This is a genomic window from Ruania halotolerans (assembly GCF_021049285.1).
Taxonomy (GTDB): domain Bacteria; phylum Actinomycetota; class Actinomycetes; order Actinomycetales; family Beutenbergiaceae; genus Ruania; species Ruania halotolerans.
The window spans coordinates 2,500,046-2,515,522 of the sequence record NZ_CP088017.1 but is presented as its reverse complement, the minus strand read 5'-3'; the positions used below and the strand labels follow the sequence as shown (position 1 = coordinate 2,515,522).

Sequence of the window (15,477 nt, the reverse complement as noted above, 5' to 3'; positions counted from 1 at the left end):
CATCGATACGGGCACCTTGTCCGGAAATCTCCGCTGGTGCCGCCAACCAAGGAGTTCAGATGCGCGTCGATATCGTCACCCGGGAGTACCCACCGCACGTCTACGGAGGCGCTGGAGTGCACGTGGACGAACTCTCCCGGGTGCTCCGCGGCCATATCGACGTCCGGGTGCGCTGCTTCGACGGCCCCCGCACCGGTGAGGGGGTCACCGGATATGACGTACCCGCCGAGCTCACCGAAGCCAATGCCGCGCTGGCCACGCTCGGCGTGGACCTGCAGATGGCGAACGACCTCGCTGGCGCGGATCTCGTGCATTCCCACACCTGGTACGCGAATATGGCCGGACACCTTGGCGGTCTGCTGCACGGCATTCCGCATGTGCTCTCCGCGCACAGTCTGGAGCCGCTGCGTCCCTGGAAGGCGGAACAACTCGGCGGCGGGTATGCCCTGTCCAGTTGGGCCGAGCGCACCGCCTACGAGGGAGCCGAGCGGGTGATCGCCGTGAGCGCGGGGATGCGCCGGGACATCCTGCGCTCCTACCCTCAGCTCGACCCGGAGAAGGTGGTGGTGGTCCACAACGGAATCGATCTGGACGCTTGGAAGCGGCCGGAGCCGGCGCAGGCAGCCGAGATCGCCCGCAAGCACGGGGTGGATCCGGATCGGCCAGCGGTGATCTTCGTGGGCCGGATCACCCGGCAGAAGGGCCTGCCCTATCTGCTCGCCGCCGCCCGGGACCTGCCCGAGGAGGTGCAACTGGTCCTCTGCGCTGGCGCCCCGGACACCAAGGAGCTGGGCGCCGAGGTGAGCGAGGCGGTCGCCGAACTGCAGCGCACTCGCACCGGTGTCGTCTGGATCGACGAGATGTTGCCGCGCGCCGAGGTGGTGGGTCTGCTCGCGGCCTCCACCGTCTTCGTCTGCCCGTCGGTGTACGAGCCGCTCGGAATCGTCAACCTCGAGGCGATGGCGGTCGGGCTCCCCGTGGTCGCCTCGGCGACCGGTGGCATCCCCGAAGTGGTCGCCGACGGCGAGACAGGGCTCCTCGTGGACCTCGAGCAGATCCAGGACGGCACCGGCACCCCGGTGAATCCGCAGGCGTTCGTCACCGACCTGACCCGCGCACTGACCGAGGTGGCGACCGACCCGGAGCGGGCTCGCCGGTTGGGCGAGGCGGGTCGGAGCCGAGCCGAGGCAGAGTTCGCCTGGGCGGCCATCGGTGAACGGACCCTGGAGGTCTATCGCGCGGTGCTCGATGCCTGAGAACCCCTGGCTTCAGATCCCGACCCTGACCGGCGAACGGGCGCTGCTGCGTGGGTACCAGGATCAGGACCTGGACGCACTCATGGAGATCGTCACCGACCCTGACGTGAACCGGCTCACCGGAAGCGTGCACTCCACGGCCGGGGCCGCCTCGGCCACCGCCGACCGGGAGCAGTTGCAGCAGTGGTACTCCACGCGCGCCGAGCAATCCGGGCGCTTGGATCTGATGATCGTGGACCGAGATGGGCCAGGTGGGCCGGATTCACCGTGCGTCGGTGAAGTGGTGCTGAACCAGTGGGACGAGGAGAACGAATCCTGCAACATCCGCATCTTGATTGGTCCGGCCGGGCGCGACCGCGGGCTCGGCAGCGAGTCGATGCGCCTGATGGTCGATCACGCCTTCACGCACCTGCCGCTGCACCGGATCGCGCTCGGAGTGTTCACCTTCAACCCGCGCGCTCAACGGGTCTACGAGAAGGCCGGCTTCGTGGTGGAGGGCAGGGAGCGGGACGCACTGCGTTTCGATGCGGGGTGGGTGGATCAGGTGATGATGTCGCTGCTCAGACCGGAGTGGCAGGCGGCACGCTGACGGTGGCCGAGACCATGGCACGCCTTGCCGCCGCGGCGACATGCCGCATGGCCGCATCACGCTGATCCGCCTGCCAGACGTTCACCGCAGCCCCATCGTCCTGCTCGGCGAGCGCGACGATGGCACTCAGCCGAGCCGCACGCACCAGCAGATCGAGTCGTCGACCATCCAGCCCGCCCGGCAGGCGTAGGTGCAGATCGGGCGGCACTGTGGCCGAGGCGAGCATGGCGATGTCCTCGGCGGCCTCAGGGCGCCACCGCGCCACATCCATCCGAGTGAGCGCGTCGATCGCGACTTCCAGTGCCTGCGTGAGGGAGCGCCGGGCGTCCGCCGGCGTGTCGGGGACCCCGACGACGCCCTCGCATCGGTGCACGTGCCAGGTCACCATCGCCCCGGGTTCCAGGGCCGAACCGAACTCCTGGACGTACGGCAGCGCCACGATAGTGGCGTGGTGGGGATTGCCGACGGCGACCACCGCCTCACCGGTCTCACTCGCCTCGTGCGCCAGGGGCGCCGGCACTCCGACCTCGCCCGGTACCGGCAGTGCTGCGTGCACCACCCCGGGGTGAGCGGCCAGATCCCGCAGCACCGAGGCGATGGTGCCGTTCGAGATTGCGGAGGTCCGACGATGTATCGACTCGGTGGCGGACAGCTCTGCCAGCGTGTGCGGCTCGTCCTCTCCCTGAATCGCTGCTGCGGCGGTGTCGATGACCTGATCCACGCCATCGGCGGTGGTACCGCGCACTTCACCCACCCACAGGGCGGTCAGCACAGAGCGAGGGACGTCGATGGACACACGGCGAACCTAGGTCACGTGAGACCAGGTGTCACATGCGCATCGCACCGAGGCTCCGCCGTCACGCACTGCCTGGTGCCGGCTCCCGGTGGCGTGCCTCAGGGCGCTCGCGGCCCGATAGGCTCACGTGTATGGGTGACGTGCTCCAGTTCGATGACGTGACCGTCCGGCGTGGCCAGAAGCTGATCCTCGATTCGATGTCGTGGTCAGTGGAGGAGGGGGAGCGCTGGGTGGTGCTCGGCCCGAACGGCGCGGGCAAGACCACCATCGTGCAACTGGCGGCGGCGCGGATGCACCCAAGCGGGGGCCGGGTGACCGTTCTCGGCGACCAGCTGGGACGCATCGACGTTTTCGAGCTTCGACCACGTGTGGGGTTGGCCAGCGCCGCGCTTGCCGATCGGATTCCGGGCAGTGAGCGGGTCCTCGACGTCGTGCTCACCGCGTCCTACGGGGTCACCGGCCGATGGCGGGAATCCTACGAGACCCTCGACGAGGGTCGAGCGCGAGACCTCCTCAGCGTGTTCGGAATGTCCTCCTTCGAGGACCGGACCTTCGGCACTCTTTCCGAGGGTGAGCGCAAACGGGTCCAGATCGCCCGCGCCATGATGACTGACCCGGAGCTGCTGATTCTGGATGAACCAGGGGCGGGCCTCGACCTGGGAGGCCGGGAAGAGCTGGTCGCGGCGCTTGGCGAACTGGCCGCCGACGTTGATTCGCCGGTGCTGATTCTGGTGACCCACCACGTGGAGGAGATCCCGCCCGGGTTCACCGATGCGCTGCTGTTGCGGGAGGGGAAAACCGTGGCTGCGGGACAGCTGGAGGCAGTGATGACTCCGCAGAATCTCTCCGCCACCTTCGGGCTCGACCTGGTCGTGGAACGGCACGGGGCGCGCTGGAGCGCCCGCGCGCTCGCCTCTGCCAGCGGAGCCAATCACGCCGCGCACCGAACCAGGTGGTGAGACAGCATCGGGGGACGTCTACCCATCCACTGAGCAGTGGTTGGGACCCGCGGACCAGGTGTCTCGGCGTAGACTGACCAGGACGACGTCACGGGAAGAGGTCACGATGGATCTGGGCTGGTTGTGGTGGCTCGGTGCCGCATTGGTGCTCGGCGTCGTGGAGATGCTCACCGTGGACCTGTTGTTCCTCATGCTCGCCGGCGGTGCCGTCGCCGCAGCTCTTGCCGGCCTCCTTGGCGCCCCGCTGTGGCTTGAGATTCTCCTTGCGGCCGTGGTCTCCGTGCTCCTGTTGTTCGGGGTACGACCCTGGGCACTTGCAAAGTTGAAGTCGACCACACCAGAGGCGAAGACTGGCGTGGACGCTCAGATTGGACGTACTGCGACAGTGGTCGCGGATGTGAGCGACAGGGCAGGGCGGGTCAAGCTGGCCGGCGAGGTCTGGACCGCTCGGATCGAGCGGTCCGGGGTCGTGCTCCCCGCAGGGACCGATGTCATCGTGGTGCGGATCGAAGGGGCGACGGCGTACGTGGCCCAGCCCGAGATGCCGGCCGATCCGAGTCAGCCGTACGGCCCCGTGACGCAGGGGTACTGATCTCACCCGCTCGAGTCCGCGTTGGACGACCGACACACAATCACAGACGAAGTACGGGTCCGGTACAACGCTGGATCCGCCATCATCACCACGTCGAAGGGGTAACCAGTGGGTGACGCAGGAGCCATTGTTGGCTTGATCATCATCGCCCTCGTGGCGCTGTTCGTGATCGTCGCGATCTCGCGTGCAATCCGGATCGTGCCACAGGCCGGTGCGCTGATCATCGAGCGGCTTGGCCGCTATCAGTCCACCATGTACGCCGGCTTGCACTTCCTGATCCCCTTCGTGGATCGGATCCGGGCCGGAGTCGACCTGCGTGAGCGTGTCGTGCCGTTCCGCCCACAGCCGGTGATCACCTCCGACAACCTCGTGGTGAGCATCGACACCGTCGTGTACTACCAGGTGACGGACCCGAAAGCAGCCACCTACGAGATCGCGGACTATATCCAGGCGATCGAGCAACTGACGGTCACCACGCTGCGGAACATCATCGGTTCGATGGACCTGGAGCAGACGCTCACCAGCCGCGACCAGATCAACGGTCAGCTGCGCGGCGTGCTGGACGAGGCCACCGGTCGGTGGGGCATCCGCGTGAACCGGGTGGAGCTGAAGGCGATCGACCCGCCGCCCAGCGTGCAGGGTGCGATGGAGCAGCAGATGCGCGCCGAGCGGGACCGCCGTGCGGCGATTCTCACCGCCGAAGGTGTCAAGCAGTCCGCGATTCTCACCGCTGAGGGTGAGAAGCAGTCCGCGATTCTCACCGCCGAGGGTCAGGCACAGGCCGCAATCCTCAAGGCGCAGGGTGAGTCGCGCGCGATTCTGCAGGTGTTCGACGCCATCCACCGCGGAGACGCCGACCCGAAGCTACTCGCCTACCAGTACCTGCAGATGCTCCCGGAGATCGCCAACGGCACGTCCTCCAAGCTCTGGGTCATTCCCACCGAGCTCACCGCTGCACTGGGGTCGATCTCCTCGGCCTTCGGTGACGGCAGTGGCCCCAGTGGAGGTGGCGTCAGCGGCGGCGGCGGCAGCCCGTCCGGCGGGAGCGAGGCTCAGAGCCGCCGGGAGAAGCGCGAGAAGGACCTCGAGCACATCGAGGGTCTTGATGTGGAATTGCCCGAGACCTCGCTGCAGGACCCGGCGGAGGCGCTCCGCGAGGCCCGTGGCCAGGCGAGCGAGGCCACGGCCGAAGCGACGCAAGCCGGGGAGACCACGGGGCGCCCGTTCGACCCGGCCAGCGCCGCCGGACAGCGTCCGCCGGCCGACGGTGAGGAGCCGCCCGCTCCGCAGGAGCCCTGGCAGCCGCACCAGTGATCCACCCGCCCCCACGATCCAAAGACTCAGTGGCCCACTGAACGCACGCTGCGACGATCGACGGTCCTGAGCCTGGTGACGCCACCTTTGGTGCCGCCCTGGCCGGGGCCGTCGGTTCGTGCGCACGTCAAGGCGCGACCCGGCAGAGAATTGCTTTGCTGACGCGGTGTACGTTCATCGAGTGCTCGGACTACTTCGTGCGTCGCTGACTCCGTACCGCGGCTCCATCGCGCTGGTCTGTGTGCTGCAGCTGCTGCAGACACTTGCCGCCCTTTATCTCCCCACCCTGAATGCACGCATCATCGATGAGGGCGTGGTCACCGGGGACACTGCACTGATCACCCGGGTCGGCCTGCTGATGCTCGGGGTGAGCGCCGTCCAGGTCATCGCGAGTGTGATTGCGGTCTACTTCGGTGCCCGGGTGGCGATGTCCCTGGGGCGCGACCTCCGTGAGCGCCTTTTCAGCCGGGTACTGCAGTTCTCCGCGCAGGAGATGTCGAGCTTCGGCGCACCATCGCTGATCACCCGCTCCACGAACGACGTGCAGCAGGTGCAGATGTTCGTGTTCATGGCGCTGACCGCGATCATCATGGCCCCGATCATGCTGGTGGGCGGGGTGTTCATGGCCGTCCGGCAGGACGCGGGGCTCTCGTTGCTTCTCGTGGCCGTGGTACCCGTGCTCGGTGGCACCATGGCGCTCGTTGCCGCCCGGATGGTGCCCTATTTCCGCTCGATGCAGAAGCGCATCGACACCGTGAACGGCATCCTCCGGGAGCAGCTCACCGGGATCCGGGTGGTGCGGGCGTTCGTGAAGGAAGTGGACGAGGCACTGCGGTTCGGCGCGGCCAACGGTGACTTGCGCGACGTTGCGGTGAAGGTGGGGCGCGTACTCGCGCTCGCGATGCCGCTGGTCATGCTCATCGTGAACATCGCCTCAGTGGGGGTGATCTGGTTCGGCGGGCGGCGTGTCGATGCGGGACTGGCGGAGATCGGTTCGGTCGTCGCGTTCCTCTCGTACCTGATGTTCATCCTGTTTGCGGTGATGATCGCAACGATGATGTTCATGTTCGCTCCGCGCGCCGCGGTCTCCTCGGAGCGGATCGGTGATGTGCTCGAGTCCGAGCCGACGCTGCGCCCGCCCGCTGACCCGCAGAAGCCGGATCACGTGCGCGGACTGGTCGAGATGGAGAACGTCTGCTTCCACTATCCAGGCGCCGAGAAGAACGTGCTGCACGAGATCAGCGTGACCGTTCGCCCGGGAACCACCACGGCGATCATCGGTTCCACGGGATCTGGCAAGACCACATTGATCAACCTGGTGCCCCGTCTCTTTGACGTCACGTCCGGATCGATCCGGATCGACGGTGTGGACGTACGCGATCTTGATCCGACGGTCCTGGCCACCGTGATCGGCCTGGTGCCGCAGAAGCCGTACCTGTTCAGTGGGACCGTCGCCTCCAACCTGCGGTACGGGCGAGCGGATGCCACCGACGACGAACTGTGGGACGCATTGCGGGTGGCACAGGCCGCCAATTTCGTGCGTTCCATGGACGGGGGACTGGAGGCCGCGGTCGCACAGGGCGGCACGAACGTCTCCGGTGGCCAACGTCAACGACTCGCCATCGCGCGCGCCCTGGTCCGCCAGCCGGCCGTGTACCTGTTCGACGACTCCTTCTCGGCCCTCGACTACGCCACGGACGCGGCCCTACGCGCCGCACTGTTCCCGCGTACCCGGGAGGCGAGCGTGCTCGTGGTGGCGCAGCGTGTCTCCACGATCCGCGGCGCTGACGAGATCCTGGTGCTCGAACACGGTCGGCTGGTCGGGCGCGGTACGCACGCCGAGTTGCTCGCCGAGAACGAGACGTACCAGGAGATCGTGGCGTCCCAGCTCACCGCGGAGGAAGCCTCACGCAAGGGAGACACAGCATGAGTGATCCGAGGGACAGGGCGAGCGAAAACGACGCGAACGAGGACCCCCCGAGCTCCAGCGACGTCACTGCGGGGGAGCGTGCAGACGACTCCGAGCTGAAGGCACAGGTGAAGGTCGAGGAACGGCCCCGCCCTGCCGGTGGGCCGGCCGGCGGACTCGCGATGCCCACGGAGAAGCCGAAGGACCTGCTCGGTGCCGCACGACGGATCGTGGGCGAGTTGCGCACCGACCGGATCTGGGTGCTCGTTGCCGTACTCCTCGGCGTGGTGGCGACCGCGCTGACGGTGATCGGCCCGAAGCTGCTCGGCAACGCCACGAACGTGATCTTCGATGGGCTGGTGGGCCGCACACTCGATGCTGGTAGGACCAGGGAAGAGGCCATCGAGCAGCTGCGCGCGTCCGGTCAGGACACCCGCGCCGACATGGTCGCAGGGATGCCGAACGTGGTGCCTGGCGAGGGTGTCAACTTCGACCGGCTCGCGGCGGGTCTGGCAGTCGTCCTCCTGGTCTACCTGGGAGCGTTCGTGTTCGCCTGGTTGCAGGGTCGGATCACCACCACTGTGGTGCAGCAGGTGGTGTATCGGCTGCGCGAGCAGGTGGAGACCGCGCTGAACCGCCTCCCGCTGCGGTACTTCGACCGGCAGGCTCGCGGCGAGGTGCTTTCCCGCGTGACCAATGACATCGACAACATCGCACAGAGCCTCCAGCAGACGCTGTCTCAACTGATCACCTCAGTGCTGACCGTGATCGGCGTGCTCGCGATGATGTTCTGGATCTCCTGGCAGCTCGCTCTGGTGGCCCTGGTGACCATCCCGCTCTCCGCCGTCGTGGTGGGACAGATCGCGAAGCGATCGCAGCCGGAGTTCGTGGAGCAGTGGAAGCGCACCGGAACGGTGAACTCTCACGTGGAGGAGATGTACACCGGACACGATCTGGTGCGCGTGTTCGGACACGAGAAGGCGGCGCTCACCACCTTCCGGGACGAGAACGACCGGCTCTACCGGGCATCGTTCCGCGCGCAGTTCATCACCGGCACGATCCAGCCCGTGATGGGGTGGGTGGCGAACGTGGGGTATGTGGCGATCGCCGTGCTGGGTGCGCTGCGCGTGGCATCGGGCACCCTATCCCTCGGCGATGTCCAGGCGTTCGTGCAGTATTCCCGGCAGTTCTCTCAGCCGATCACCCAGATCGCCTCCCTGATGAACCTCATGCAGTCCGGTGCAGCCTCGGCGGAGCGCGTGTTCGACCTGTTGGATGCGGAGCAGGAGGACCCCGATCCGAGGGAGCCGGCCACCCTCGGGCGCGTCTCCGGGCGAGTTGCGTTCGAGGGCGTGGACTTCTCGTACGTGCCGCAGGCGCCGCTCATCGAGGACCTCTCGTTCGTCGCGGAGCCGGGGCAGACGATTGCGATCGTGGGGCCAACCGGGGCCGGGAAAACGACACTGGTGAACCTCATCATGCGGTTCTACGAGGTGCAGGGCGGTCGAATCACGATCGATGGCGTGGACACCCGCCACCTGACTCGCGCAGAACTGCGCTCGAATATCGGGATGGTGTTGCAGGACACCTGGCTGGTGGGCGGCACCATCGCCGAGAACATCCGGTACGGCACCCATCGCGCCGTCACCGATGCCGAACTTCGCGCCGCAGCCGAGGCGACCGGGGTGGACCCGTTCGTGCGCACCTTGCCGCAGGGCTATGACACGCGGCTGGACGAGGAAGGCACAAACGGAACCGCCGTCAGTGCCGGGGAGAAGCAGCTGCTGACAATCGCCCGCGCGTTCCTGGCTGACCCGGCCATCCTCATCCTGGACGAGGCGACCAGTTCCGTGGACACCCGCACCGAGGTGCTCGTGCAGGAGGCGATGAACGCCCTGCGCCGAGGCCGGACCAGCTTCGTCATCGCACACCGGCTCTCCACGATCCGGGACGCGGACGTGATCCTGGTGATGGAGGAAGGCGCTATCGTCGAACAGGGCAGCCACGCCGACCTGCTCGCCGCCGAGGGTGCCTATGCCCGGCTCTACCGGGCACAGTTCGCCGCAGCATCCGTTGAGGTGGAGTAGCTCCTCCGCCTTCTGACCGAGGCCCATGCTCGCAACATCCTCCTGCGGGTTGATCCAGATCAGCGACTCGATCTGTCACGATGCACAGGTGCGCATCGCCGTAGTTGCCGAGTCCTTTCTTCCGCAAGCCAATGGGGTCACCGTGACCCTGTTACGGCTGTTGGAGTACCTGGCAGCCAACGGTGACGAGGTGATCGTCCTGGCTCCGGCGGCTCGCCGTGGTCAGGATTCAGTCAGCATCTACGCAGGTGCGAGCGTGCGGCGGTTCCGCGCCGTTCCGCTTCCCGGGTACAGCGAGATGCGGTTGTCCACGCCCCGGGTGCGGACCCTGGAGGATCACCTGCGGTGGTTCGATCCCGATGTGGTGCACTTGGCCGCCCCGTTCATGCTCGGTTGGCAGGCCATCGGAGCCGCGCACGCCCTGGGCCTGCCCTCGGTCGCGGTCTACCAGACCGAGGTGCCCAGTTACGCCAAGCGATACAAGGTGCGCCAGATCGAACCGTTGCTGTGGCGCCGGATCGAGGACATTCACAAGAGCGCTACCCTTTCGCTGGCTCCCTCCAGTTATGCGTGCCAGCAGCTGATCGACCGTGGCGTCCATCGGGTGGCGGTATGGCCGCATGGCGTGGACCGGGATCGGTTCTCATCCGTGCACCGCGACGACGTGCTGCGGGCATCCCTGCTCGCCGAGGGCGAGGTGCTCGTCGGGTATGTGGGTCGGCTCGCGCGGGAGAAGCAGGTGGAGGACCTCGCCGTACTGCAGCAGGTGCCAGGGGTACGGCTGGTGGTGGTCGGTGACGGTCCCCGGGACGCGTGGCTTCGCCGCGCCCTCCCTGGCGCAGTGTTCACCGGCCGATTGGACGGCGCCGAACTCCCCAGGCTGATGGCCTCCTTGGACGTGTTCGTGCACACCGGTGAGATGGACACGTTCGCCCAGACGATTCAGGAGGCTCAGGCGTGCGGTGTGCCGGTGGTGGCTCCCTCTCGCGGTGGGCCCATCGACCTCGTCCAGCACGGCGTGAACGGTTTTCTCTACCAGCCCGGCCAGCTCGCCGCCATGGCGCAGCACGTGGCCTCGCTCGTGGCCGATCCGGTGCGCCGCGCGGAGATGGGTATGGCCGCTCGGGAGTCGACGGCCGCACGTACCTGGGACGCCGTCAACGAGCAGGTGAGCGTGCACTACCGGAACGCGATCACGTTCGCCGCGCGAGATCGTGCGGCCGGCCACCGTCCGGCGCGGCGCTGGTTGCTCACCCGCTGAGCTGATCGCCCAGCGGCTGAGGCTGGTTGCTCACTCGCGCGGGCGCAGACGTTAGGGTCGCCTGGTGCCCGTGGTCCCGCTCTCTGCCTCCGACATCGACGGTGACCTGCTCGCCGACTACACCCGCCTCACCGACGTGGCCCTGCGCCGTCGGCTCGAGCCGGAGCGCGGCCTGTTCATGGCCGAGTCCTCCACGGTGATCCGCCGGGCTGTTGCGGCAGGCTATCGGCCCCGGTCCTTCCTGATGGCGCCGCGCTGGTTGCCGGACCTGGAGGATCTGCTGCGCGCGGTGGGCGCTGGGGAACACGGCGAGGTACCCGTCTACCTAGCCGAGGAGGAGGTACTGCAGGCCATTACCGGCTTTCACCTCCATCGCGGGGCGCTTGCCGCGATGCATCGAACTGAGCTGGCGCCGGTGGCCGACGTCGTGGCCGGCGCTCGCCGGGTGGCGATTCTCGAAGACGTCGTGGACCACACCAACGTCGGTGCCGCATTTCGCAGTGCGGCCGGGCTCGGCGTGGATGCCGTGCTGGTGACCCCGCGCTGCGCGGACCCGCTGTACCGGCGCAGCGTGCGCGTCTCCATGGGCACCGTGTTCCAAGTGCCGTGGACCAGAATCGATCCGTGGCCTGGTGGTGTCGGTGAGTTGCGCAGCTTGGGTTTCACCGTCGCAGCGCTCGCACTCGCCGAGGAGGCGATCTCCCTGGACGTGCTCGCAGCCGATCCACCGGAACGATTGGCCATCGTGCTCGGCACCGAGGGAGACGGCCTGACCCGCGGTGCCCTCAGTGCTGTGGATGAGGTGGTGACGATTCCGATGGCCGGCGGGGTGGACTCACTCAATGTGGCCGCCGCGGCGGCGGTGGCGTTCTGGGCGACCAGGGCGGCTGCTGCGTCCGGGACCAGATAGACGGCCCACGATCAGCACGTGAACATTGCGGCGATCACGGGGTCAGCCCCAGAGTGTGCGCCAGCTGCGCGAGGTGGTGATCGAAGAGGGTCTCGATGTCGGTGAACGTGTCGGCGCCGTAGTGATCGAAGATCTCGAAGTTGACGCACCCGAACAGCGCGGCCCAGGCGAAGATGGTGCGGGCGACGACCTCCGGCGGGCCCTGGTAGCCGAGGTCGCGCCGGATGCGTTCGAGGTCTGCGATGGGAAGCGGTGCGGCTGCGTGGGTGAGCGTGAGGCGGTCGTTTGCCCAGGCCTCCTCAACGATGCGGGCGAGCGCCAGGACGACGCGAGTGCCCGGCGCAACGGTGCGTTCACCGGGAGCTTCGTAACCGGGTACCGGAGTTCCGTAGAGCAGGGCGTACATGGCAGGTTCGCGCCGTGCCCAGGCGCGTACGGCCCGCCCCAGTGCGAAGAACTGCTCGCGGTCGCTCATACCCCCGACGGCGTCCATCGCCTCGTCGACAGCGTCGCCGAGTTCGTTGTATCCCTCCACCACGAGCAGGGTGAGGAGTTCATCCCGACTGCGTACGTATCGGTAGACGGCCGAGGAGACCACGCCGAGGTCGCGGGCCACAGCGCGCAGGGAAAGGCCCGCGGGGCCTTGGGTGGCCAGGTGGTTGCGGGCGATTCGCAGGATGTCCTGCTCGGTCTGAACTCGGGCGCGCTCGCGAGGGGTAGGGCTCATGGCTCGATCCTGACGCTTCGAGTGAGCGCGCGCAACTAATGTGAGCAGTGCTCTTGCTTTAGTTCGAGCAGCATGTCATCCTTCAACGGAGAGCACTGCTCTCATTTCCTTCGTGTTCGCCCCTTCATCCCTGTCAGGAGACGTCATGTCCTCATTCCACCTCGTCACCGGAGCCGGGCCCGTCGGCGCCACGCTTGCCCTGCAACTCGCCGACGCAGGGGAGCAGGTGCGCCTACTGACCCGATCCGGTTCCGGCCCGGAGCATCCGGCGATCGATCGGCGTTCGGTGGACGCCTCCGATCGAGCGGCGTTCGCGCACCAGGCCCGCGGCGCCGCGACGATCCACCACTGCATGCACGGATCGCGGTATGACGCGCGTACCTGGAAGGAGGAACTACCGGCGGCCGAACGGGTGGTGCTCGATGTTGCGGGGGAGGTGGGCGCCGTCGTGGTCTTCCCGGAGAGCCTGTACTCCTACGGCCAGGTGGATTCGACGATGACCGAGACCGGCTACGGGCGCGCACACGGCGGCAAGCTCGGGGTGCGAACTGAACTGCTCGCGGCCCGGGAGGCGCACACCACGCCGACGATCAGTGTGGCGGCATCGGACTTCTATGGGCCACGAGTGCGAACCGCCCACGCCGGGGAACGGCTCGTTCCCACGGTGCTGGCCGGAAAGACGATGCGGGTGATCGGAAGCCTGGACGAGCCGCACTCGTTCACCTACGTGCCGGACCTGACGCGCGCCATGATCGTGGCCGCCGCAGATGACACGCTGTGGAACTCGTTCCTGTTGGCGCCGACTGCCCCTGCCCTCACGCAGCGCGAACTGGTCGCCGCGGTGGCCGCGGCCGGTGGCGTCGACGTGCCGCGGATGTCAGTGCTGCCGGTCGGGCTGCTGCGCGCTTTCGGGGTCGTCTCCCGAGGAATGCGTGAACTCGCTGAGACCGGATACATGTTCGACCGGCCGTTCGTGATGGACTCCAGCCGCAGTGAGACGCGTCTGGGGTTGACGGCCACATCGATCACCGAGGGTATCGCCGAGACCGTCCGGTGGTGGCGCGAGCCGAGCGTGGGGCAGACTGCCCTGCATGGTTGAGGGCGCTCCGACGGTGAGCGGGCAGATTTGCGAGGCGCTCGACGCGCTCATGCTCACGGCCGGGTTCGCCGCAGGGCAGGCCGGCCAGAGTCAGGGTAGACCGCCCGCACGGGTGGCGCTGGCAATCCGTGCGGGGGTCCAGATACCGACGATGGAAGCGGTACTCGCCACCCATTGTCGGCGTGATACGGCAGGCTGTGCACATGAGCGAACGCCCACAGTCCCTGCTGCTGCTCGACACTGCCTCGCTGTACTTTCGTGCCTTCTTCGGGGTGCCGGACACGATCACGGCGCCGGACGGCACTCCGGTGAACGCGGTGCGCGGCCTGCTGGACTTCCTCACCCGTTTGATCGGCCAGTACCGGCCCACGCACGTGGTGTGCTGCTGGGACAACGACTGGCGGCCTCAGTGGCGGGTGGACCTGCTGCCCAGTTACAAGGGGCATCGGGTGGTCGAGGAGGTTGCCGGCGGCTCGGATGTGGAGGAGGTGCCCGACCCGCTGGCCATCCAGGTGCCGGTGATCGCCGAGACGCTTGCGGCGCTGGGGATCGCGGTGGTGGGTGCCGATGGATACGAGGCCGACGATGTGATCGGCACCCTGGCGACGGGGGCAGGAATGCCGGTGAACGTGGTCACCGGCGATCGTGACCTGTTCCAATTGGTGGACGACCACGCTGCTGGTGGTCCGGTGCGTGTGCTGTACACCGCGCGTGGTGTCGGCCGGCACGAAGTGCTCACGGACGCCGTCGTGCAGGAGAAGTACGGCGTTCCGGCCAACCGGTACGCCGACTTCGCCACCCTCCGTGGGGATACCTCGGACGGGCTGCCGGGTGTGAAGGGTGTGGGTGACAAGACGGCAGCCTCCCTCCTCTCCAGCTACGGCGATCTTGCCGGAGTGCGGGCGGCGGCCGCAGATCCAGCCACCCCCCTCGCCGCGGGGATGCGTGCGAAGATCAATGCCGCCGGGGACTATCTGGACGTGGCCCCGCAGGTGGTGGCCGTCGTCCGGGACATCGATCTCGGCGAGGTGGACCTGCGCCTGCCCGGAACCGCGGATGACCGCCCGGCTCCGGCTGACTCGACACGACTGGACGCGCTCACGCAGAGGTGGGGGATCGGCAGCTCGGTCGAGCGGCTGCTTGAGGTGCTGCGGGACTGACCAGTGCGCTCACACGCAGGTCACCGTCAGCCCGGCCGCTTCCAAGTCGCTGACGACGCCGGGATCCGCACCATCGTCGGTGACGACCTCGTCAATGCGATCAGCGGTGACGATCCGGGCGAATGCACGTCGCCCGAGTTTCGTGGAATCGGCCACGACGACGACCCGCCCGGCCCGCCCGGCCAGGGCCGCAGCGATCGAGGCCTCGCCCTCATCGTGTGCGCACGCACCCTCGGCGACGGTCAACCCATTGATCCCGAGAAACAGCGTGTCCACGGTGACCTGCCCGAGCAGCAGATCCGCGAGTGGGCCAGTGAGTTCGTAGCTCATCGCGCGCACGACGCCACCGGTCATCACGACGCGCAGGTGGGTGCGCACGGCGAGCTCAGCCGCGATATTGACGGCGTTTGTCACCACGGTCACCGACGTCTGCCCGTTCTCTCGCAGCACAGGGTGTACTGCCAGCTCACGTGCCACTTCGGTGGTGGTGGTCCCGCCATTCATCCCGACCACTTCGCCGGGCTGCACCATGTTCGCTGCGGCTCGTGCGATCCGCGCCTTCTCGGCGCTTTGACGGGCCGTCTTGTACCGCAGCGGCAGATCGCCGGAGGACGGCGGCACGCTCGCACCACCGCGGGTGCGCACCACCAGCTGCTGGGCCGCGAGGGAATCCAGGTCCCGGCGTACCGTGGCGGGGGAGACACTGAGCGCGGTGACGACATCCTCGACCTGCACATGCTCGCGCGCCACCACCATCTCGAGCAGGGCGGCGAGGCGGTCGTGACGGTTCATAGTCTCTCCTCGGTGATGTTTCTTGA

The 15,477-nt window shown here is 67.6% G+C and carries 14 protein-coding genes; 11 read left to right on the top strand and 3 right to left on the bottom strand.

The genetic code is table 11. The features are described from left to right. Positions 1-59 precede the first annotated feature (59 nt). Together glgA and LQF10_RS11100 are read left to right on the top strand one after the other, a co-directional pair. On the top strand, positions 60-1,256 hold the full coding sequence (gene glgA, locus LQF10_RS11105; RefSeq protein WP_231063916.1) for a glycogen synthase: 1,197 nt from the start codon (positions 60-62) through the stop codon (positions 1,254-1,256). Beyond that, positions 1,249-1,845 carry a GNAT family N-acetyltransferase gene (locus tag LQF10_RS11100; protein WP_231063915.1) on the top strand — a complete coding sequence of 199 codons (597 nt, stop codon included), beginning with the start codon at positions 1,249-1,251 and terminating at the stop codon, positions 1,843-1,845. Before glgA ends, LQF10_RS11100 begins: the two co-directional genes overlap by 8 nt. Here LQF10_RS11100 and LQF10_RS11095 read toward each other — a convergent pair. Further along, positions 1,817-2,641, bottom strand: coding sequence for an Rv1486c family protein (locus LQF10_RS11095; protein WP_231063914.1), 825 nt, complete (start codon positions 2,639-2,641; stop codon positions 1,817-1,819). The two genes, LQF10_RS11100 and LQF10_RS11095, sit on opposite strands and share 29 nt — an antisense overlap. Positions 2,642-2,772: 131 nt before the next feature. On the opposite strand from LQF10_RS11095, the gene LQF10_RS11090 reads away from it, so the two are divergent. The 7 genes from LQF10_RS11090 (at position 2,773) to LQF10_RS11060 (ending at position 11,673) form a co-directional block, all read left to right on the top strand. Continuing rightward, the gene (locus LQF10_RS11090; RefSeq protein ID WP_231063913.1) at positions 2,773-3,600 is read left to right on the top strand and encodes an ABC transporter ATP-binding protein; all 828 of its coding nucleotides are present in this window, start codon (positions 2,773-2,775) and stop codon (positions 3,598-3,600) included. 106 nt (positions 3,601-3,706) lie between these two features. Further along, a complete protein-coding gene (locus LQF10_RS11085; protein ID WP_354002574.1) occupies positions 3,707-4,192 on the top strand; it encodes an NfeD family protein in 486 nt (161 codons plus the stop codon). Positions 4,193-4,300: 108 nt separating this feature from the next. Next, a complete protein-coding gene (locus tag LQF10_RS11080) occupies positions 4,301-5,506 on the top strand; it encodes an SPFH domain-containing protein (RefSeq protein ID WP_231063912.1) in 1,206 nt (401 codons plus the stop codon). 181 nt (positions 5,507-5,687) lie between these two features. Continuing rightward, the gene (locus LQF10_RS11075) at positions 5,688-7,436 is read left to right on the top strand and encodes an ABC transporter ATP-binding protein (protein WP_231063911.1); all 1,749 of its coding nucleotides are present in this window, start codon (positions 5,688-5,690) and stop codon (positions 7,434-7,436) included. Further along, positions 7,433-9,502 carry an ABC transporter ATP-binding protein gene (locus LQF10_RS11070; RefSeq protein WP_435531389.1) on the top strand — a complete coding sequence of 690 codons (2,070 nt, stop codon included), beginning with the start codon at positions 7,433-7,435 and terminating at the stop codon, positions 9,500-9,502. The genes LQF10_RS11075 and LQF10_RS11070 overlap by 4 nt, the downstream gene beginning before the upstream one ends. 25 nt (positions 9,503-9,527) lie before the next feature. Next, positions 9,528-10,763, top strand: coding sequence for a glycosyltransferase family 4 protein (locus LQF10_RS11065; RefSeq protein WP_231063910.1), 1,236 nt, complete (start codon positions 9,528-9,530; stop codon positions 10,761-10,763). A 64-nt stretch (positions 10,764-10,827) separates the two neighbouring features. Further along, complete coding sequence (locus tag LQF10_RS11060) at positions 10,828-11,673, top strand: TrmH family RNA methyltransferase (protein WP_231063909.1); 846 nt, start codon at positions 10,828-10,830, stop codon at positions 11,671-11,673. A gap of 34 nt (positions 11,674-11,707) precedes the next feature. On the opposite strand, the gene LQF10_RS11055 is transcribed toward LQF10_RS11060, so the two are convergent. Then, entirely contained in the window at positions 11,708-12,400 is a 693-nt protein-coding gene (locus LQF10_RS11055; RefSeq protein WP_231063908.1) for a TetR/AcrR family transcriptional regulator, read from the bottom strand. 145 nt (positions 12,401-12,545) lie between these two features. Between LQF10_RS11055 and LQF10_RS11050 the strand changes: the two genes are divergently transcribed. Together LQF10_RS11050 and LQF10_RS11045 are read left to right on the top strand one after the other, a co-directional pair. Next, positions 12,546-13,499 (top strand): NAD-dependent epimerase/dehydratase family protein, encoded by a 954-nt coding sequence (locus LQF10_RS11050; RefSeq protein ID WP_231063907.1) that lies wholly within the window; start codon positions 12,546-12,548, stop codon positions 13,497-13,499. A 203-nt stretch (positions 13,500-13,702) separates the two neighbouring features. Beyond that, entirely contained in the window at positions 13,703-14,659 is a 957-nt protein-coding gene (locus tag LQF10_RS11045) for a 5'-3' exonuclease (protein WP_231063906.1), read from the top strand. 9 nt (positions 14,660-14,668) lie between these two features. Here the strand turns inward: LQF10_RS11045 and LQF10_RS11040 are convergent, their stop codons facing one another. Beyond that, on the bottom strand, positions 14,669-15,451 hold the full coding sequence (locus tag LQF10_RS11040; protein WP_231063905.1) for a DeoR/GlpR family DNA-binding transcription regulator: 783 nt from the start codon (positions 15,449-15,451) through the stop codon (positions 14,669-14,671). Between the last annotated feature and the right edge of the window lie 26 nt (positions 15,452-15,477).